Raw genomic sequence first — 20,237 nt, 5'->3', positions numbered from 1 at the left:
TCATCCTCCTTGGCGACCATGATGAGATCGCTCACCGGTCCTCCTTGTTTCCTTCAACGTCCCGACTGAAGTCGGGATACGGCTGCCCGTCACCCGCTTCGCCCCTCGCCACCGCACGGCCCTGCCGTACTCCCTTCTGGAAGCTCGTCAGGCGGCTGCGCACCGCTTCCGGGGAGACGGTCGGCCGGAGCGAGGGGAGAGGGGAGGCCGCGGCCTGGTCGGGCGCGGCCGTACCGGGCACCAGGTTCGCCCTGGGCACCCGCTTGGGCAGCCCCGAGCCGGTCATCCCGCCGAGGGCGGGCTCGCTGACCGCCTTCGCCGCCTGCCATCCCGCGTCCGCGGGTGAGGACCAGGCGTCGGGCGCCGGGGACGCGGGCACGTCCTCGGGCTTCTGGGCCGGAGCCTCGGCCGGGGCGGCGGGCTCGACCTTCTTGAACCAGTCGGACTCGACCGCGGCGAAGATCGGCAGGAACTCCTCCTTTGCCTCCTCCATGACCGAGGGGTCGGAGATCACGGGCAGCGGGCCCGTGTTGTCCGCGGCGTCGAACCCGCGGCCGCCGAACGGGCGGCTGTCGAGCGGGCCCGGCCCTCCCGGGCCCGGCCAGATCCCCGAGTCGCCGTCGCGGGCGGGCATGCTCGTCCAGATCCCGGAGTCGCCGCCGCGTACGGGCGCGTCCGGCCACACACTCGTGCCCGCCTGGTCGGGCCACACGCTCGTGCCCGCCTGGGAGGTGTGCTGCCAGCTTCCCGCGTCGCCTCCCTGTACCGGCAGGCCGGGCCACACGCCCGTGTCCGCCGTGGGGCTCGACCAGCTCGGGCCGTTGCCCTGCTGCGGGATGTGGCCGACCCAGGAGGAGTCGAACGGCGAGGGGGTGAGGGGGTCGTTCGTGACGGGGGGCCGCTGCGTCTCGAAGGAGGCGAGCTGCCGGCGCACGTCGAAGGTGTTGAAGGCCTGCTGGGCCGTCTCGAAGGAGGTGAACGCGGCCTGCGCCGGGTCGAGCCCGGCCGGGCTGGCCAGCATGGGCGACCGGTCCATCACCGCCCGCTCCGCGGGGCCCATGGTCGCGGCCCAGTCGCCGCCGCCCTGGGTGGCCGGCGCCTGACGGGAGCCGACTCCTCCGGAGAGCAGTTCCTCGGGCAGCAGCACCATGGCGGTCAGGCCGCCGGCGTCCTGTTGCCTGAGCTGTACGCGGATGCCGTGCCGCAGGGCCAGCCGGCCGACCACGAACAGGCCCATCCGGCGGGAGACCGACACGTCGACCACCGGCGGGTGGGCCAGCCGCCAGTTCGCCTGCGCGAGTTCGTCGGCGGTCATGCCGATGCCGACGTCGGTGACCGCGACCATCACGCCGCCGCCGTCGATGCGGTTGCTGGACACGACGACCTTCGTCTCCTTGGGAGAGAAGGAGGTCGCGTTCTCCACCAGCTCGGCGATGAGGTGCACGACGTCGTTGACGGAGGTGCCGACCACGGACACGCCCGCGGACAGCTGCAGGACGACCCGCTCGTAGTTCTCGACCTCGGACAGCGAGGCGCGGACCACGTCGATGAGCGGGATCGGCTGGCTCCACCTGCGCGCGGGCTCCTGCCCCGCCAGGACCAGGAGGTTCTCGCTGTTGCGCCGCATGCGGGTGGCGAGGTGGTCGAGCCGGAACAGGTTTCCGAGACGGTTCTCGTCCTGCTCGCCGTGCTCCAGGCTCTCGATCAGGGACAGCTGGCGTTCGACCAGGGTCTGGCTCCGCCGGGAGAGGTTGACGAACATCGCGTTGACGTTGCTCCGCAGCGTGGCCTCCTGGCCGGCCAGCCGTACGGCTTCGCGGTGGACCTCGTCGAAGGCTCGCGCGACCTCTCCGATCTCGTCGTCGGAGTCGACGCCGATCGGCAGGACCTTGACCGCGTCGGCGTCCCCGCTCTCCCGCAGGGCCTGGACGGTCTCGGGCAGCCGCTGCCCGGCGACGGACAGCGCCTCGGTGCGGAGCCTGCGCAGCGGCTTGACCAGCGAGCGCGCCATGATCGTGGTGATGACGAGCACCAGGAGGAGCAGCAGCCCGCTCGCCACGCCGGCGACCAGCGCGCCGCGCTGCTCGGACTCCTGGAGCGTACGGCTCTCCGTGATGACCTCGTCGGAGATCGCCTTCTCCACCGCGCGCATCTTGTCGATGATCACGCTTGAGGCGTCGAACCACTGGCCCTGCTCGCCCACGCCGGGGTTCGTGGCGACGACGCCGACGAGCGGGGCGTCGGTCGAGGCCAGGAACAGCGCTCTGAGGCGGATGAACTCCGCGCGGTCGACCTTCTGGCCGCTGACGGTGTCGTCGTAGAACTGGCGCTGGTCGAGCGAGGCCTCTTTTCTGAAGGTGGCAAGCTCGCTGTCGCGCTGCGCGCGGGCGACGGTGAAGGCGTTGAGTCCCTCGTCGCTGAACCGGCCGCCGGCCAGCGCGACGGCGAGTCCGGCCCGCTCCCTGGACGCCTGTTCCTTGGCTCTGGTCAGGGCGGCGAAGGCGGCCGCGCCACTGGTGAGGCTCTGGTCGGCGTCGACCTGGACGATGTTCTCGTGGAGCGCCAGAAGATCGGCGATGGTCTGCGAGTACGTCTGGATGACGGGCTGGGCGGGCAGCGCGCTGTTCACGACGGCCTTGCGCATACCGTCGAGCTCGTCGAGGCGGGCGCTCATCTGCGTGAGCTCATCGCGCTGACGGGTGGCGACGACTCCGCTCTGGGCGCCGCGGAGCCGCTCGCGCACGTCCATGACGATCCTGTCGACCACGCCGTGCTGCTCGTCCAGCTTGGCGCGGGCGCCGCGGGGGCGGCCCAGGGCCACGAACCTGGCGGCGAGGTCGCGCTCCAGCTGCAGGCCGTGCACCAGCCCGCTCACGCTGGACGACAGTTCCGCGGTCAGGCGCACCTGTTCGTACTCGGCGGCGCTGGCGACGGAGGCGGCCACGCGTAACCCACCGAGGACGATCGCCGCGATGGTGGGGACGAGGATGAGCACGACCAGCCGCGATCGCACACGCCAGTTTCTGAACGCGAACCTGCTGCCGTTCTTTGTGGATCTTTCCTGCTTGACGGCCTTGCTCCGGCCGCTTTCCGGCGTCTCCGAGTCGCCGAAGACCTGGGCAGCCACCAGCCCGGATTCGGGTTCACTGGGGATTGACGCTGTCCTCACTGGCCTCCGCTACCTCTCCTCGGATTGTCTGATTGGAGGGGATCCTGTCATGCATCTGATCTTCACGTGACGCGGATGCATCCTTGGGGCGAGGGTTATTGGAGCATAGCCAGAAGAGTTCGGCCAATAGCCCATAAGTCGCAACTTATGGGTAATCAGGACTAGATGCCCGCAATCGGACAGCCCCCACGGGACCCACCGAGCAGATTTATAGGGCCATATCCGGCGTGATGACGCGGCTTTCCCTTCATGTCACCACACCTTCACCAGACAAGCCTGAGACGGAGAGATTGGCAAGACCCTAATCCACGAAATCGAAGAACATAAGTCCTTATTTGTCCGATTTGACCCTATTGGCCAATACTTATGATTAAGCTGATCCCTCCGCTACGCTGCTTCCCGGTCGGGAGCCCCTCACCTCGCGTTCCCGAGGAACCGTCTCCACGTCATCGGACGACTTCGCGGGAGATCCGGCCGGACGGTCACATCCTTCTAAGGAGACCTCATGAGGTTGGGATCCACGAACCTGGCGATCCGTTCCGGGCCAGTCGGATGACCGGGCGAGCCGGGATCGGCACCAGGGTGCTCTGCGGCGCTCTCGGGATCGCCGGGCTGCTCACCGTCATGGAACTGGCCGGCCGTACGGGGTTCGTCGACCCGGGTGTCCTCCCGCTGACCTCGACGATCCTGACCCGGGTCGCCGAGCTCGCCGTCGACGGGGAGTTCCTCACCAACGTGGCGGCCACCATGACCGCGTGGGGGCTCGGCCTGCTGCTCACGGTGACCGTCACCGTCCCGCTCGGGCTGCTGCTCGGCAGCCTTCCCGGGGTGGAGAGGGCGGTGCGGCCGCTGATCGAGTTCCTCCGCCCCATCCCCTCGGTCGCCCTCGTCCCGCTGGCGATCCTGATCTTCCCCGACAGGCTGGACCTCAAGATCGCAGTGATCTTCTACGCCTCCTGCTGGCCCGTCCTGATCAACACCATGTACGGCCTGCAGGAGGTCGACCCGGTGGCCAAGGAGACGCTGCGGAGCTTCGGCTTCGGGCCGCTGGCCGTACTGTGGCGGGTCTCCCTGCCCAGCACCGCCCCCTTCATCGCCACCGGAGTACGGCTGGCGGCCGGCGTCGCCCTCATCCTGGCGATCAGCGCCGAACTGCTCGCCGGCGGATCAGCCGGGATCGGCGCCTACGTCATCATGGCCGGGAGCAGCCCCGACGGCCTGGAGTTCATCATCGCCGCGACGATGTGGGCCGGGATCCTCGGCGTCGCGACCAACAGCCTGTTCGTCGGGGCCGAGCGGCGCCTGTTCCGCTGGCACACCGCCCGCGCGGGGGTGACCGGGTGAGCGAGCAGGTGAAACACACCACCCCGAGCACCACCCCGAGCACCGTTCCGAGCACCGTTCCGAGCACCGCCATGGGCACCGTCATGAACACCGCCATGAACACCGCCGTGAACACCGCCCCGCGCGCTGTCCTGCGCACCGTCCTGCGCGCCGTCCTGCGGCTCTGGCTGCTGCCCGTGGTCCTGGTCCTGTGGGAGGCCGGCACCCGGGCTGCGGACAACCCCTACTTCCCGCCGCCGACCACGATCGTGGTCAAGATGCGGGAGATGTGGCTCACCGGCCCCGCGAACCGGCTGTGGCTGAGCGACCTCGCGGTGGAGAACTTCCCACCCAGCCTGGCACGTCTGTTCGCCGGCTGGGCCGTGGCCGGAATCGCGGGGATCGTGCTGGGCATCATGATCGGCCGTTCGGCGCCGCTGGCGCGCTTCGTCGACCCGCTGGTCCACTTCTGCCGGGCGATCCCGCCGCCGATGCTCCTGCCGCTCCTGCTGCCGCTGATGAACATCGGCACGCAGATACAGCTGACCACGATCGTGTTCGGCGTCATCTGGCCGGTGCTGCTCAACACCGTCGACGGCGCCCGCTACGTCGACCGCCAGCACATGGAGACCGCCAGGGTCTTCGGGTTCTCGTGGGGGCAGCGACTGTGGCGGGTCGTCCTGCCCTCCGCGCTGCCGAAGATCTTCGCGGGCCTGCGGCTCAGCCTGTCCCTGGCGCTGATCCTCATGGTCGTCTCCGAGCTGGTCGGCAGCACGGACGGGATCGGCTTCCAGCTCCGCGCCGCCGAGCGGGCCTTCGACCCGCCCGGCATCTGGAGCGCCATCGTGGTGCTGGGCCTCCTCGGCTACCTGTTGAACCTGGCCTTCTTCGCGATCGAGCGGCGTGTCCTGTCCTGGCACCGCGCCGCCAAGCAGACAACCTGAGGACCCGCTGTGCTCGAGATCTCGAACCTGACCCACACCTACGGCCGCGGGGCGTCCGCCCACAACGCGCTGGGCGGCATCGACCTGAGCGTGGCCGAGGGCGAGCTGGTGTGCATCGTCGGCCCCTCCGGATGCGGCAAGTCCACCCTGCTGCGCTCCATCGCCGGGCTGCTGCGCCCGAGCGGCGGCCGGGTCGTGCTCAACGGCACGCCGGTGAGCCGGACCCCGGACGACCTGGCCGTGGTCTTCCAGGACTACAGCCGCTCGCTGTTCCCCTGGATGTCGGTGGCCGACAACGTCTCGCTGCCGCTGCGCCGCAAAGGACAGGGGAAGAGGCAGCGCACGCACGCCGCCCTGGAGGCGCTGGAGCTGGTCGGCCTGGCCGGCGCCGCGGGCAAGTATCCCTGGGAGCTGTCCGGCGGCATGCAGCAGCGCGTCTCCATCGCACGCGCCCTGGCCTACCGCCCCTCCCTGCTGCTCATGGACGAGCCCTTCGGCTCCGTCGACGCCCAGACCCGCGAGGACCTGGAGGACCTGACCCTGCGGGTCCGGAGCCTGCACACCATGACGATCCTGCTCATCACCCACGACATCGACGAGAGCGTGTACGTCGGTGATCGCGTCGTGGTGCTGTCGAAGGCGCCCGCGGGGATCGTCGGCGACCTGCGCGTCGACCTTCCCGGGCCTCGCGACCAGATCAGCACGCGTGAGCACCCGGAGTTCGTGCGCATGCGCGCCGAGGTCGGCCGCCTGGTGCGCGGCATGCGGACCCCGCAGGGCTCCCCCTCCTGACATCGGCCGGTCCCCTTCCGGCATCCCCGCCGGTGTCCTCCCCTATCCGCTGACATCTCCGGCCGCTCCGAGCCCCAGACGCCGCCGGGCGTGAGAATCCCGCCCGGCCACCGTCCCGGCCCCGCCGACGTCCCGGCAGCGCCCCGCCACCGCCCGAGCCACCGCCCGAGCCACCGCGCCGCACACCTCTCCCGCCCCCGCGCCGAGTGCCGCGTTGAACTCCCCTTCAGACCGGTACGGCACGCCGTCCGGCCGCTGACATGCGGTCACGTTCTCCCCTCGACGATCCGGGACCACATTTTTGAAGCCATCCGCAAAAGCTTTTCGAGACTCCGGATAAAACAACTGTGACCCCGGCCACACCCCAGAACGTTCCACATGCGTCGTATGTCCCCAAATGAAAAGCGGGGTACGGCGATGAGGCCATCACATCTCATTTCGGTGACCCGAAACGACGGAATGCGGGACCACACCCCATCGGCACACCGAATCCGGAGAGCCGGAAACCGGCACTCCCCTCCCACACTCCTCTCAATTCCGTCAAGTAGGGACACTGCTAATCCGATAAAACTATCGTGAAGCTATCAAAAGGCACCATACAGGGACATTAATTATGGACTGCCGCTAAACCCGACATTAAGGGTTGCTGCTGGATTTGAGAGCATCTACGATCGCTCCTTGATCTCTTCCCCCCGTTTCCGGGACGTGCAAGTCATGTCGAAATCCCCCACCTCTTCGAGGAGCCACATATGAGGTTCCGTCCATTGGCGCGAGTCTGCGTCGCCATCGCCGCGTTCTCGCTCCTCGCCACCGCGTGCAGTACCGGAAAGAGTGAAACCACGGCCGCCGCGAACGGCCTGGAGAAGCCCGAAATCACCATCGGCGTGCTGCCCGTACCCGAGGTGGCGCCGATCCAGATAGCCATCAACCGCGGTCTCTTCGCCGCGGAGGGCCTCAAGGTCAAGTACACCATCATCGAGGGAGGCGGGTCCTCGCTCACCACGCTGATAAGCGGCGGCATCGACATCCTGCACAGCAACTACGTCTCGGCCTTCACCGCCGTCTCCCAGAAGACCGCCGACCTGAAGGTGATCTCGGAGGCCACCACGGCGACGCCCGGCGGCTACGCCCTCATGGTCGCGCCCAACTCGGGCATCACCAAAATCGAGGACCTCAAGGGCAAGACGATCGGGATCAACACAAAGCGGAACATCGCGATGCTCACCACCAGCGTGACCCTGAAGGTACACGGCCTGGAGGTCGACCGCGACAAGATTAACTTCGCCGAGTTCCCGTTCCCCAACATGTGGCAGGCCGTCAAGACCGGGCAGGTCGCCGCCGGCTTCATGCCCGAACCGTTCGTGAGCGCCTCGGCCACGGACGGCGCGGTGAAGCTCGTCGACCCCATGACCGGGCCGACCGACAGCCTCCCGATCGCCGGCTACTTCGTCACCGCCGACTTCGCGAACAAGAACCCGCGCACGGTCGCGGCCTTCCAGCGCGCCCTGCTGAAGGCCAAGACCATCGCCGCGAACGACCGCAAGGCGTTCGCCGAGGTCATCCCCCAGTACACCAAGATCAACAAGCAGACCGCGGAGATCATCCAGCTCCCCGGTCTCCCCCTCACGACGAACGCCGCGCGGCTGCAGCGGGTCTCGGACCTCATGCTCGAGTACGGCTACCTGCAGAAGCCGTTCGACGTCACCTCCCTCATCCTGCCGGAACAGAAGTGATCGACCTGATCGCGCCTCCCGAGGGAGCGCCGCGGGGATTCGAGGAGGTCCTCGACGTCGGCCACGAGGACGTCGGATCGGCACCTTCGGCGGTCACCCGACGGTCGTGGATCACAGGGGGCGGATCGTCGGGTGCCGCGACCAAGGCGGTGCCTTCTCCCGGGGGTCCGGCACGATCGGCATCGAAGCGCCGCGCCGCTTCCGCGTCAACGCGCGGCGGAACGACCGGATCAGGGATTTCAAGACGGAGCGGTACCGGCCCGTCCACGACAGGCCGATCCACCCCGAGGACCTGTGTCTCGACCGCGGGCCCTACGGGCGCGCGGAGTTCCGGACCGAGGTCGTCGACCGGCGGATCAAGCTGATGCACGAGCGTGACATCCGGGTCAGGCCGGAGAAGTAGGACCGGGGACCCGGCCGGCTCGCCGGTGGAGCCGGCCCGGCGCGGGGCTCATCGTCCGGGTGAGCCCCGCGCCGGACACAAGAGATCAGACGCGAAGCGTGAGAACGTGCTCGACCAGGGTGATGAGGGTCGACTTCACGGCGTCACGCGAACGGGCGTCGGTCCGGACGACGGGAATGTGCGGAGAGATCGTCAGAGCCTCCCGCACTTCCTCCTCGCCGTGGAGATGCGTCCCGCCGAAGCCGTTCAGGGCGACGACGAAGGGCAGCCCGGCCTCCTCGAAGTAGTCGATCGCCGGGAAGCTGTCGGCCAGCCGCCGGGTGTCGACCAGCACGATCGCACCGATCGCGCCTTTCACGAGGTCGTCCCACATGAACCAGAACCGGTGCTGACCCGGCGTACCGAACAGGTACAGGATCAGATCCCGGTCCAGCGAGACACGCCCGAAGTCCATGGCCACCGTGGTGGTCCGCTTGCTCGGGATGTGCGAGAGGTCGTCCACATCCGCGCTGGCCTCCGTCATCACCGCTTCCGTGGTCAGCGGCATGATCTCGGAGACCGCGCCGACGAAGGTCGTCTTGCCGACACCGAATCCCCCGGCTACAACGATCTTCGTCGACGTCATTCCGGCGTCAGAGCCTGCGAAGCCCACTGAGCACCCTTTCAAGCAAGTTGAGATCCGGCTTTCCGGCATCCAGCGACGGCTGGTGGATCTGCACCAGGCCCTCGGCAGCCATGTCGGCGATCAGGACCCGGGTCACGCCCAGTGGCATGCGCAGCAGAGCCGAAAGCTCCGCCACCGAGCGCACCTGCTGGGACAACGAGATGATCGCCTGGTACTCCGTGGAGAGCGTGGAGGTGTCCACGCTTACGAACGTCGCCGAGGAGACCAGCGCCTCGAGCGCGAGCTGTATGCGAGGAGCTGTCCTTCCCCCCGTCACAGCGTACGGACGAATCAGACGATTACGTCCACTCTTGGCCTGATGAGGCGTGCTAGGGGGCTCCTCCCCCGGTACACGCCAACCTGGTGCGTCCATACCACCTCCCTATCGCTGGGCCGACTGCAACTCAGCCCGGAGAGCAGGCGTAAGCGCCTGCCCCGCACGCTCAGCCAGCATCGTCATCTGGTAGGCCACCAGGCCCATGTCACAGTCCGGGGAGGCCAGTACGGCCAGCGCGGAACCGTCGCTGATCGACATCGTCAGCAGGAGGCCCCGCTGCATCTCGATCACGGTCTGGGACACCGGGCCTCCCTCGAAGACGCGGGAGGCCCCTTGCGTAAGGCTGATCAGACCGGCGGTGATCGCGGCGAGCTGGTCGGCGCGGTCCTTCGGGAAGCCCTGCGAGTAGGCCAGCGGAAGACCGTCCGCGGAGACGATCACCGCGTGGGCCACACCGGGCATCTCCTTGACGAACTCGGTGATCAGCCAATTGAAGCCGCGAGCGGCCTGACTGAGTTGGTGGTTCACTGCTCTTCTCCCTCAGCGGCGTTCAACCGCTCGTTCATCTCAGCGCGGCCCTGCCGAATGCCTTGCTGGAAACTGGACAGACGACTGCGCATCCGCTCCGCCGAGATCGGGGGCAGCGGGGCGGGCGGAGTGGCCGGTGCCGGGGCGGCGGTTCCGGGAACCAGGTTGGCCTTGGGCACCCGCTTGGGCAGGCCCGCTCCGGTCACGCCGCCTTCCACCGGCTTCTTGGCCACCTCGGCGGCGGCCCAGCCCTGGTCGGACGGGCTGCTCCAGGGCTGCCTCTCGAGCGAAGGCGGCCCCTGCCTCTCGAGCGGAGGCGGCCCCTGCCTCTCGAATGGAGGCGGCCCCTGCCGTCCCGGCCGCCGGACGGGCAGCACCGGCTGGTCCTGCTGGAGCGGCTGCTCCAGCATGCCGAACCCGATCTCGGGCTCCTCCGTCTCCTCCTCCGGCTCGACCTCGACCTCGACCTGGGCCTCGATCTCGGCCTCGGCCTCGGGTCCGGCGGAGGAACTGCGGAACCAGTCGGATCCTACCGCCGCGAAGATCGGCAGGAACTCCTCGGGCTCCGGTTCCGTCGGCGAGACCTCGACGGCGGGCAGGGCCTGGGTGTGGTCGGGAACCTCCCGGCGCGGCGGCGTCCACGGATCGACCGGCGGCATCTCCGGCCAGGCGGGCGGGGCCGGCGGCTGCGCGGCGGACCGCGGCGGCCCCGCCGGGAACGACGGCTGCGCCGCGGGGAAGGACCGGTCGGCCGCCGGGAACGACAGCGGGTCGGCGGGGAAGGACGGCTGCGCCGCCGGGAACGACGGCTCGGCCAGGAAGGACTGCTCCGCCGGGAAGTGCGGCTGCGCCGTGGGGAACGACGGGTCGCCGACCGGGAAGGAGGGGTGCGCCGGGGGAAAGGCCGACGGAGACGGCGTGAGAGGAGACGACCACAGGTCCTCGACCGCGGAGGCGGAGACCACCGGGGACGACCAGAGGTCGGCCACCGAGGGGGTCGGAGCCGGAGGCTGCGGGATCGGGGGTTCCGGAACCGAGGGGGCCCGGCCGGGGGTCATGCGTGAGGGGGCGGTCCCGAACGGGTTCGGGTTGGGCCCGGTGGCGAACGGGTCGTGATCGGGCACGACGGCGGCGCCCTGACCCGCCATGGCCATCTGCGGCATCAGCGGAGACTGGGCGACCACCTGCACGGGCAGCAGCACGACGGCGCTCAGGCCGCCGGTCTCCGGGCGGCGGAGCTGGACCTTGATGCCGTGGCGCATGGCCAGCCGGCCGACCACGAACAGGCCCATCCGGCGGGAGACCGACAGGTCGACCGCGGGAGGCTCGGCCAGCCTGCGGTTGACGTCGACCAGTTCCTCGTCGCTCATGCCGATGCCCGCGTCGGTGACCGCCAGGATGATGGCGCCCGTCTCGTTGGCGTTGCTGCTCACCACGATCTTGGTGTCCTGCGGTGAGAAGAAGATGGCGTTCTCGACGAGCTCCGCGACCAGGTGGACGATGTCGTTGACGGCCGAGCCGACGATCAGGGTTCCCGACTCGACCCGCAGGCTGACTCGCTCGTAGTTCTCGACCTCGGACAGCGAGGCTCGGACGACGTCGCTCAGCGGGACCGGCTCACTCCACCGGCGGCTCTGCTCCTGGCCCGCGAGGACCAGCAGGTTCTCGGAGTTGCGGCGCATGCGGGTGGCCAGGTGGTCCAGCTTGAAGAGGCTGGCCAGCCGGGAGTCGTCCTGCTCGCCCTGCTCCAGGTCGTCGATGAGGTCGATCTGGCGTTCCACCAGCGACTGGGTGCGCCGGGAGAGGTTGATGAACATCGCGTTGACGTTGTTCCGCAGTCGCGCCTCGTCACCGGCCAGCCGGATGGCCTCGCGGTGGACCTCGTCGAAGGCCCGGGCGACTTCACCGATCTCGTCGCGGGCCGCCACCTGGATGGGGGCCACCTCGACGTTCGGATTGGCCTCACCGGACTCCCGCAGCGCCTGGACGGTCTCGGGCAGCCGGGTGCTCGCGACCTCCAGCGCCTCGCTCCGCAGGCTGCGCAGCGGACGGACCAGCGTACCGGCCACCCAGGCGGTGACCAGCAGGATCATGATCAACAGGGCGAGGATCGTGGAACCGGTGATGATGGCGCTGCGCTCTTCGGCATCCTGCAGCTCCTGGCTCCGGGAGACGACCGAGGCGGCCAGGCTTCGCTCGACCGCGTTCATACCGTCGACGACGGCCGAGGCGGCCTCGTACCAGGCGTTCATCCCCATTTCCCTGGGCAGGCCCATGTTCTCGCGCATCCGCGAGATGACCAGGGCTCGCATGGCCTCGGCCTTGGCGATCTGGGGGTCGGTGAGCACGTCGTTCAGCCGCTTGACGTCGGCGGGCGAAGCGGCCGCCTGGAAGGACGCCTGCTGGCTGATCTGGCTCTTGTAGGCGCCCAGGAAGTCGGCGGGGTCGTCGAAGTCGAGCTTTCCCTCGATCCGGGCGACGAGCAGGATGCCTCGCTGCTTGGCGAACTGCTCCCTGGCCTGGGTGAGCGCGCCGAGCGCGAGGGCGTCACCGACCAGGCGTTCGTCGCGGGCACTTCGACCGAGGTCGTCGTGCAGGGTCATGAAGTCGGCGATCATCCGCGAGTACATGGTCAGGGCCGCACGCGGGAGAACGTCGCCTCCGGTGAGGGACTTGCGGAGGCTGAACAGACCGTTCAGCCAGTTGCGCACCTGCGTCACCTCGGCGAGAACGCGGGGATCCTGGTCGTCGCCCAGGGCGTCGATCGCGGTGAGCACCTTCGTGCGGGTCAGGTCGACCCGGCCCTGGAGGTCCTTGACCATGGCGAGCCGCGAGGACCGGCGCCTGTCGGCGATATACCACGCGGTGAGGTCACGCTCGTTGGACATCTCGTAGGAGAGATCCGTGAGCTGCTCGATGAGCGAGGCGACCTCGGTTGTCTTACGGTACTCCGTGGCGTTTGTCAGCGAGCTGTTGAGCTGGAGTCCACTCAGCACCACCGCCGCGGCCGTGGGGAGCAGGATCAGCGCGACCAGACGGGGGCGCACACGCCAGTTCGAGGGCAGGAGGCGGCTGCCCACCGCTGACACACGGTGGCTGCGGCGGTCTTTTGTCATCACTGGCCTACGTAACCCCTCGCCGGTTTTGGATACGGCGGTAGCAATTTGAGCACATCCTTTATGTCACTTCGAATGGAGTAGGTGCCGACAAATCCCCCCAAAAGGGACATTCGACACCAAACCTCAAGAAGGCCTGAAAGATTCTTTCGCCTCCGGGATCTGGTGTTTGATCATTAAGTGGTGGATGACCGGGCGCCCCCGGGCCACCCCCTGACTCACGTCCTCACCGAGGCCACCGTCCTCGACCCCGCCGCACGGAGCCTCGGACGCGCTCGGCGGGTGGTCGTTCATCCAGGTCACGCCCACATCGAGCCGGCCGGAGACGCACAGCGCCCGCGCCACACCCGCGGGCCGTACCGAGGAGGCCGGTCCGTACGGCGTGTCGCCTGTCGGCCGTACCGCCTCGCCCTCATCGTTGAACGGTAGAGCCAGAAGCACCGGCCCGAAAGGCTCTCCCCGAACAATCTCGCCGTTTCGGGCGGCACGGACGAAAGAGCGCGGACGGCCGGCCGCGACCTCACCCACCGGGGCGTCAGGCACCTCGGACCGGACTCCCCCGCCCGCCGGGTTGGTCAACTCGCCCATGGAACTTCTCTCATCGTGGTCATGCCGGGGCCCTCAGGAGCCGACTCTCTCGATCAGGCCGACGGGCCCTCGCAGGCCGTCACGGCGGCGGATCCTCTCGCGCGCGACGGCCAGGCGCTCACGGAGCCCGGTGTCGCCAAGCAGCCTGTCCAGCGCGCCGGCCAGCTCCTCGTCGGTGAACGTGTGGGTGGCCAGGCGCACACCGTAGCCGAGCTCGCCGACTCGTTGCGCATTGTCGTATTGGTCCCTTGTGAGGGGAAATGCGATCACCTGCCCGCCGCGGCGCGACCCCCCGGTGGCCGCGTTGTCGCCACCATGTGCCGTGACCAGGCCAACCATGGCGATGATCTTGGTTCGCGGGGGCGGGACGGCTTCCCGCACGGTGCCGGTGGGCTCGATCCCCTCGTGCGGCGTCTCCGTGAAGACGACGAATCGATACGGAGTCGTGCCCAACACGCCATCGATGGGCGTGTCCCGGATCACCGCGGCCATCGTCTCCCGCCGCCCCCGGGCCGACGTGCGATATTCCGGCACGGCGCCCCGGACGTCGTCCTTCCGGAACCGCCCCGCGTCCTCTTCCTCTTCCGGTTCCTCTTCCGGCGGTGATGCGAGGCCTGCCCGCTCCCGCTCGAATCCGAGGTCCGCCGTTTTTCTCCTCCGGAAGGCTTCAGCTGCGAAAACGCCTCCGCGCCCGTGAAGAATGCCGCCGACGCCGACGTGGTTCTTCGCCGGCGCGCAGGCGCTTTCCGACGTGAACGAGATCGCGAGAGACATCACACCTCCACGTGACTAGAAGTTATACGGCTTGAAGAATGATTCAATTCTCTCTCTAGCTAAAACACCAGAAAGCAGCCACTATGGACCCCGGTACAGAGGCGGGTCTTGAACGATTGGGGGATTATGACGCGCAAGAGGCGGGCGGATCGGCGTCTCGATCTCATCGCGGCCGCGCACCGGGCGATCATCCGGCACGGCACGGAGGGGGTGCATCTGACCCATGTCGCCGAGGAGGCCGGTCTGACCTCCGGCGCCGTGCTCTACCACTACCCGCAGTTGGACGAACTGCTGATCGACGCCCACCACGCCGGGCTGGAGCGCTTCTACGAGCAGCGTCTCAAGCGGATCAGCGGCATGCGCGACCCCGCCGAGAAACTCGTCGTGACCGTCCGCTCCGGACTGCCTCACGGACCGGACGACCCGGACGTACGGCTGCTCAACGAGCTCGGCGGAGCCGCCCCCCGCAACAGGATGTACGCCCTGCTGCTCACCACGCTCTACGACCGTCAGGTCTCGATGTACCAGAGCATCCTGGAGACCGGATCCGCCCTGGGGACCTTCACCCTGTCCGACGACCCCGTCGTCATCGCGCGCAATCTGGTCTCGCTCGAGGATGCGTACGGCTACCGCATAACGGCCCGCCACCCGGTGATCGGCCCGGATGAGGCGGTGGAACTGATTCTGGGTTACGCCAGGACCGTCACGAACAATCCGCTCAAGACGTCTCATTGAGAAATCAGCGCTCCGTCCCGGGCCACCCGGCGGGCCGGGCGTCCCTGCACACGCGACCGGCGCGACCGCGTCCGCGCGGTCGCGCCGGGGGCGGCGGCATCCGTCACTTGCCCGCCTTGACCTCGGTCACCAGGCGGGTGTACCTGACCGTGTCCTCGCCGAGATCGGTGAGGGACTCACCGGCGAGCAGCTGCGACGGGGACATCTGCAGCGACGCGTCGCCGCGCTTGACCTCCGGGGACAGGGCGTCCATCGCGGCCTTGTTCGGAACCTTGTAGGAGGTGCTCCGCGCAGCCCAGGCGTGGATCTTCGGGTCCAGGACGAAGTTGATGAAGGCGTGCGCGGCCTCCTTGTTCTTCGAACTCCTCAGGATGACCATGGTGTCCACCCAGAGGTCGCTGCCTTCCTTCGGCAGCACGAACTTGATGTCCTTCTCCCGGCCCGGGCACCCGCCGTCCCGCGCCTCGGCCATCACGGCCTCGCCGCTCTTGAGGCGCTCGCCGTAGGTGCCGTCGTCGTAGCCCAGCAGGTTCGGCTTGGCCTCGATCAGTTTCTCCTTGACCTTGACCAGGTCGTCCTCGCTCTTGGTGTTGATCGACGTGCCGATCGCCTTGACGGCGGGCAGGAGCAGCCAGCGCTCGGCGGTCATCATGGTGACCTTCCCCCTGGCCTCCTCCGGCGGGCTCAGGAGATCGTTCCAGCTCGTCGGGGGCGTCTTCAGCACGTCCGAGCGGTAACAGATGCCGGTGGTCCCCCAGATATAGGGGACCGAGAAGGCGTTGCCCTTGTCGTAGGCGAGATCCTCGGCCTCGGGGTAGAGGTTGGCCAGGTTGGGGACGAGCTCGGAGTGGATCGGCTCCAGCAGCCCCTTCTTGTTGAGGGCCTGGGCGTACTGGCCGGAGACGAAGGCCACGTCGAGGTCGCTGCCGCCGTCGGCGGTCAGCTTGCCCATGACGGCGGCGTTGCTGTCGTGCGACAGGACCTTGAGCTTGACCCTGAGCTTCTCGTCGACCCTCGCCGCCAGGTCGTCGGGGGTGTAGCCCGGCGGGATCGAGACGGTCAGGTTCTGCTTGCTCAGGTTGACGTTCGGGTTGAGCTGCGCGGCCGTGGCCGAGGGGGAGGGAGCGGAAAGCGTGCCCTCTGTGGTTCCGCCGTCACCGCAGGCCGAGACCGCGAGTGCTAGACCGCCCGCCAGGACGACAGCCGGGAGACGACGGGGGTACCGGGCACGAGACACGGCCGCTACTCCTTCGGAATTTCGGTGTAAGTGGGGTAGACCGACCGTTAAGGACACGGCAGACCAAAGCAGGAGTGTTGCAGCCAAGCGTAACTTGAGCAAGACTTTGCGCGACATCACCCCTGGAAAGTTTGGTTCACCTGCTGAACTCCGCTTCAATCCGGCACCGGCTCACTCCCGTGTCACACGCGGGCAGCGGACAGGCCGGTGCGGTGATCAACGCTCTGAGCTCGGATGTCACCGCCCCGCCCGCGATCCGCCGCTTTCTTCCGCCTCCCAGGAAATCTCCAGCGAACTTTCAGCCGGGGTTCAGCTGACCCCTCCTCCCTGAGCCGGGAGACCACCCGATAGTGGCCGAAAGGGGACGCGAACGCGGGTCACAGCCGGTGCAGGCCGCTGAGGACGCGTTCGAGGAGAACGCGGTCCGGGCCCCTCGCGTCGCTGTGCGGATGGTGGACACGGACCAGCCCCTCGGACTCCATGTCGGAGATGAGGACGCGGGCCACCCCGAGAGGGATGCCGAGGAGGGCCGAGATCTCGGCGACGGAGCGGATCTGGTGACACAGTTCGCTGATGGCACGGTACTCGCGGATGTAGGACAGGCCCAGCCGGGCGGACGTGGCGGAGGAGACCAGGGCCTCCATGGCGAGCCGGGTCGTCGGCGCCGTCCTGCCTCCGGTGACGGCGTACAGCCTGACCAGCGAGCTCTCCTCCTCGTGCTCGCCGTACGGCTCGGGCCCGCCGGGAAAACCGGAACGCTCCTCCCCCGCCGCTCCGGAGCGCTCGTCGTGGAACCCGCCGTGTTCCCCGTACGGCTCCTCGCGGCCGTCCTGGAATCCGGGGCGTTCCCCGTACGCCCCTGAGCGCTCCCCTCCGAACGCGGGACGTTCCCCGTACGTCTCTGAACGCTCCCCTCCGAAAGCGGGACGTTCTCCGTACGCCTCTGAACGCTCCCCCTGAAATCCGGGACGTCCTCCGTGGCGCTCCGGAGGCTCCTCTCGAAACCCGGAACGCTCCTCGTACGGCATGCCGTAGCGGGCGGGCGTGCCCCGCGAAGGGTCGTGGCCGTCCATCCGCTCCCGGTCGCCTCGGTACTCCCCGCGCACTGCTCAGCTCTCCCGGTCCGGAAGTTCGTTACGGGCCCTGCGAACCCCCTCCTGGAAACTCGACATCCGGTTGCGGACGCGGTCGGCCGAACGGGGCGGCGAAAAGCGCGGGGGTTCGTCGGGAGGGGGGATCACCGAGCCGGGCACCAGATTGGCCTTGGGGGTGCGCCGGGGCAGGCCGGATGTCGTGGTCCCGCCGAGTACCGGGGCACTGGCGGCCTGGGCCGCCCGCCAGCCCGCGTCTGCGGGGGACGACCACGAATCAGGCTCGGCCCCGCCTTCCTCCCCGCCTCCGGCGCCGGCGTCCGAGGGGGCGTGCTCGCCGGACTGCCCGGGACCACCGGGCCGTTCGGCGTGTCCCTGCCGGTCGGCGACCGTCGCGCCCCCCGGGGAAGAGGCCGTCGCGCCCCCCGAGGAGGAGAGGCGGAACCAGCCCGACTCGACCGAGGCGAAGATCGGCAGGAACTCCTCCGCGTCCAGCGCGGAGGCCCCCACCTCCGGCAGCGAGCCGATGGCGTCCGTCTCCGGTGAACCGGGGGCCGCGCCCGGCCCGGCATGGCCGGATCCTGCGGGCGTGTCCCGGGCGACGGGGGTGTCCTGGGCGACGGGTGCCGACAGGACGGGAGATCCGGGGGGCGGGGCGCCGAAGGGGGCGGGCACCGCCCCGGGGATCCCCGGCGGCATCGACCCGAACACGTCGTCCGGTCCGGCGGGGAACGGGGAGACGTTCGACGGCATCGGGAAGCCCACCGGCCGCGGGGACCCCGCGGAGGGGGACGCCCCCTGCGACGGGACCGGATCGATGAGCGTCTCGGGCAGCAGGACCATGGCGGTCAGGCCGGTGTCCTGGGGCCGGAGCCGGACCCGGATGCCGTGCTTGAGCGCGAGACGGCCGACCACGAACAGGCCCATGCGCCGGGCGGCCGAGGCGTCGGCGGTGCGCGGGCTCGCCAGACGTTCGTTCACCCGGGAGAACTCCTCGGTCGTCATGCCGATGCCGCGGTCGGTCACCGAGATCATCACATCCCCGCCGTCGATCAGGCTGCTGGAGACCACGACCTTGCTCTCCTTCGGCGAGAACGACAGCGCGTTCTCCACCAGCTCGGCGAGCAGGTGGACCACGTCACTCACGGCGGGACCGATGACGGAGGCGTCGGACTGGACCTGGGTCACCACCCGGTCGTAGTTCTCCACCTCCGACAGCGACGCCCGGACCACGTCCATCAGCTCGACGGGCTTCCGCCAGCGTCGCGCGACCTCCTGCCCCGCGAGGACGAGGAGGTTCTCGCTGTTGCGGCGCATCCGGGTCGCGAGGTGGTCGAGCTTGAACAGGTCGGCCAGGCGCCGGTCGTCGCGTTCTCCCCGCTCCAGCCGTTCGACCAGGGTGAGCTGGCGTTCCACGAGGGTCTGGCTCCGGCGGGAGAGGTTGACGAACATCGCGTTGACCGTGGTGCGCAGCTTCGCCTCCTCGCCCGCCAGCCGTACCGCCTCCCGGTGAACCTCGTCGAAGGCGCGGGCGACCTCGCCGATCTCGTCGCGGGAGAGCACACCGATCGGGACCACGTCCTCGTCGACCTCGCCGTCGCGTGACTCGCGGACCCGCTGGACGTAGGCGGGCAGCCGCTCCCCCGCGACCTGCAGCGCCTCCCGCCGCAGCCGCCGCAGCGGCTTGACCAGCGAGCGCGCGACCCCGGTGGTGATCGCGAGCACGATCACCAGCAGGATCGCGACGGATCCGGCGACCACCAGGGCGCGGTTCTGTTCGGCGTCGCCGAGTTGCTGGCTGCGGGTGACGATGGCCTGGGTGTGCCGCCGCTCGACATCGCGCATCCGGTCGATCGTGACCGTCACCGCGTCGTACCACTCGGCGGCGTCGTCCCGCTTCGACAGGTCCAGTCCCCTCAGGGAGGCGCCCGAGTCCGCGCGCAGCAGGACCAGTTCACGGAGGAATTCGGCCCGGTCGGAGGTCCGGCCGTTGACGGTCTCGTCGAACAGACGGCGTTCCCCGCTTCCGGCTTCGGCGGCAAAGGTCCGGCGCGCGTTGCGCTCCACGGAGATCTCGCCGAGGAACCTCTCCAGCTGCTCCTGCTCGAACCGGCCCGCGACCAGGACCACGGAGAGCAGGGCCCGCTGCTGTGAGAGGGCCTCCTTCGCCCTGGCGAGCGCCCCCAGGGTCAGGGCCTGGCCGAACAGCACGTCGTCGTCGCTGCCCTTGCCGAGTTCGTCGTACAGGGAGAACAGGTCGTCGATCACCAGGGAGTAGGCGTCGACGGCCGCGTCGGGCAGCAGCGACGACCCCGTCGCCTGCCGTCTCAGCGGCCCGAGGTCGCCCAGCCGGGCGAGCACGGTGTCGACCTCGTCCCTGGTCCGGCCGCCCACCACGGTTCTGAGCGTGGTGGCGCTGTCGCGGACGCGCGTCACCTCGGTGTCGACCCCGTCCATCTGCTGCCGTACGGCCTGCACCTCACGCTGCGGACGGCCGAGGGCGATGTACCAGGAGGTGCGGTCGCGTTCTCTGGCCAGCTCGTGGGTGAGGGCCCCGATGTGGTCGGAGAGCCTGGCCAGATCGTTGACCTTCTGGTAGTCGGTGGCCGCGCCCAGGGAGGTGAGCACCTGGATTCCGCCGAGCAGTACCGCGGCGGCCGTGGGAACCAGAATGAGCGCGATCAGCCTGGAGCGCACCCGCCAGTTCCGCAGGCGGAAGCCGCTTCCCGCCCCCTGGATCTTGTGTGTACTCACCGAACGCTGCCTCTCGGTGGATGAATCCGATGGCCGAATTTCCATGGCTTCCGGCAATTCGAGCACATCTCAACCTACGGGGCCAATCGAACACAACTTCATAAATAGC

17 protein-coding genes are annotated in these 20,237 nt (G+C 69.0%); 7 read left to right on the top strand and 10 right to left on the bottom strand.

Going from position 1 to position 20,237, the window contains the following annotated elements; translation table 11 throughout:
* Nucleotides 1–31: 31 nt before the first annotated feature.
* On the bottom strand, nucleotides 32–3,013 hold the full coding sequence (locus AB0N02_RS06300) for a nitrate- and nitrite sensing domain-containing protein (RefSeq protein ID WP_363943287.1): 2,982 nt from the start codon (nucleotides 3,011–3,013) through the stop codon (nucleotides 32–34).
* Here AB0N02_RS06300 and AB0N02_RS06295 point away from each other — a divergent pair.
* The 6 genes from AB0N02_RS06295 to AB0N02_RS06270 all read left to right on the top strand — a co-directional run bounded on the left by AB0N02_RS06295 (nucleotide 2,988) and on the right by AB0N02_RS06270 (nucleotide 8,364).
* Complete coding sequence (locus AB0N02_RS06295) at nucleotides 2,988–3,239, top strand: hypothetical protein (RefSeq protein ID WP_363943285.1); 252 nt, start codon at nucleotides 2,988–2,990, stop codon at nucleotides 3,237–3,239. The genes AB0N02_RS06300 and AB0N02_RS06295 overlap by 26 nt on opposite strands.
* A gap of 482 nt (nucleotides 3,240–3,721) precedes the next feature.
* Nucleotides 3,722–4,513: an ABC transporter permease gene (locus tag AB0N02_RS06290; RefSeq protein WP_363943283.1), complete on the top strand. Its 792-nt coding sequence runs from the start codon at nucleotides 3,722–3,724 to the stop codon at nucleotides 4,511–4,513.
* Nucleotides 4,510–5,436: an ABC transporter permease gene (locus tag AB0N02_RS06285; protein WP_363943281.1), complete on the top strand. Its 927-nt coding sequence runs from the start codon at nucleotides 4,510–4,512 to the stop codon at nucleotides 5,434–5,436. Before AB0N02_RS06290 ends, AB0N02_RS06285 begins: the two co-directional genes overlap by 4 nt.
* 9 nt (nucleotides 5,437–5,445) lie before the next feature.
* Nucleotides 5,446–6,228: an ABC transporter ATP-binding protein gene (locus AB0N02_RS06280; protein WP_363943280.1), complete on the top strand. Its 783-nt coding sequence runs from the start codon at nucleotides 5,446–5,448 to the stop codon at nucleotides 6,226–6,228.
* A gap of 749 nt (nucleotides 6,229–6,977) precedes the next feature.
* On the top strand, nucleotides 6,978–7,961 hold the full coding sequence (locus AB0N02_RS06275; protein ID WP_363943278.1) for an ABC transporter substrate-binding protein: 984 nt from the start codon (nucleotides 6,978–6,980) through the stop codon (nucleotides 7,959–7,961).
* Nucleotides 7,962–8,067: 106 nt separating this feature from the next.
* A complete protein-coding gene (locus tag AB0N02_RS06270; protein ID WP_363943277.1) occupies nucleotides 8,068–8,364 on the top strand; it encodes a hypothetical protein in 297 nt (98 codons plus the stop codon).
* Between the two features lie 85 nt (nucleotides 8,365–8,449).
* Here AB0N02_RS06270 and AB0N02_RS06265 read toward each other — a convergent pair whose 3' ends face one another.
* The 6 genes from AB0N02_RS06265 to AB0N02_RS06240 all read right to left on the bottom strand — a co-directional run bounded on the left by AB0N02_RS06265 (nucleotide 8,450) and on the right by AB0N02_RS06240 (nucleotide 14,311).
* Nucleotides 8,450–8,989 carry an ATP/GTP-binding protein gene (locus AB0N02_RS06265; protein WP_363943275.1) on the bottom strand — a complete coding sequence of 180 codons (540 nt, stop codon included), beginning with the start codon at nucleotides 8,987–8,989 and terminating at the stop codon, nucleotides 8,450–8,452.
* 7 nt (nucleotides 8,990–8,996) lie between these two features.
* Entirely contained in the window at nucleotides 8,997–9,401 is a 405-nt protein-coding gene (locus AB0N02_RS06260) for a DUF742 domain-containing protein (RefSeq protein WP_363943273.1), read from the bottom strand.
* 9 nt (nucleotides 9,402–9,410) lie between these two features.
* On the bottom strand, nucleotides 9,411–9,833 hold the full coding sequence (locus AB0N02_RS06255; RefSeq protein WP_363943272.1) for a roadblock/LC7 domain-containing protein: 423 nt from the start codon (nucleotides 9,831–9,833) through the stop codon (nucleotides 9,411–9,413).
* Nucleotides 9,830–12,913: a nitrate- and nitrite sensing domain-containing protein gene (locus tag AB0N02_RS06250; protein ID WP_363943270.1), complete on the bottom strand. Its 3,084-nt coding sequence runs from the start codon at nucleotides 12,911–12,913 to the stop codon at nucleotides 9,830–9,832. The genes AB0N02_RS06255 and AB0N02_RS06250 overlap by 4 nt, the downstream gene beginning before the upstream one ends.
* 162 nt (nucleotides 12,914–13,075) lie before the next feature.
* Nucleotides 13,076–13,537 carry an aldehyde dehydrogenase family protein gene (locus AB0N02_RS06245; protein WP_363943269.1) on the bottom strand — a complete coding sequence of 154 codons (462 nt, stop codon included), beginning with the start codon at nucleotides 13,535–13,537 and terminating at the stop codon, nucleotides 13,076–13,078.
* Nucleotides 13,538–13,570: 33 nt separating this feature from the next.
* The gene (locus AB0N02_RS06240; protein ID WP_363943268.1) at nucleotides 13,571–14,311 is read right to left on the bottom strand and encodes a hypothetical protein; all 741 of its coding nucleotides are present in this window, start codon (nucleotides 14,309–14,311) and stop codon (nucleotides 13,571–13,573) included.
* A 126-nt stretch (nucleotides 14,312–14,437) separates the two neighbouring features.
* Here AB0N02_RS06240 and AB0N02_RS06235 point away from each other — a divergent pair, with 126 nt between their 5' ends.
* Nucleotides 14,438–15,046, top strand: coding sequence for a TetR family transcriptional regulator (locus AB0N02_RS06235; RefSeq protein ID WP_363943266.1), 609 nt, complete (start codon nucleotides 14,438–14,440; stop codon nucleotides 15,044–15,046).
* A 103-nt stretch (nucleotides 15,047–15,149) separates the two neighbouring features.
* Here the strand turns inward: AB0N02_RS06235 and AB0N02_RS06230 are convergent, their stop codons facing one another.
* From AB0N02_RS06230 to AB0N02_RS06220, 3 genes are all read right to left on the bottom strand, one after another.
* Nucleotides 15,150–16,283, bottom strand: a complete 1,134-nt coding sequence (locus AB0N02_RS06230) for a spermidine/putrescine ABC transporter substrate-binding protein (protein ID WP_363943264.1) — start codon at nucleotides 16,281–16,283, stop codon at nucleotides 15,150–15,152.
* Nucleotides 16,284–16,660: 377 nt separating this feature from the next.
* Entirely contained in the window at nucleotides 16,661–16,984 is a 324-nt protein-coding gene (locus tag AB0N02_RS06225; protein ID WP_363943442.1) for a DUF742 domain-containing protein, read from the bottom strand.
* 408 nt (nucleotides 16,985–17,392) lie between these two features.
* Complete coding sequence (locus AB0N02_RS06220) at nucleotides 17,393–20,128, bottom strand: nitrate- and nitrite sensing domain-containing protein (protein WP_363943263.1); 2,736 nt, start codon at nucleotides 20,126–20,128, stop codon at nucleotides 17,393–17,395.
* Nucleotides 20,129–20,237 lie beyond the last annotated feature (109 nt).

This window comes from Streptosporangium sp. NPDC051022 (genome assembly GCF_040683035.1).
GTDB lineage: Bacteria > Actinomycetota > Actinomycetes > Streptosporangiales > Streptosporangiaceae > Streptosporangium.
The sequence above is the reverse complement of the archived record's forward strand: the minus strand, read 5'-3'. Positions and strand labels throughout refer to the sequence as shown.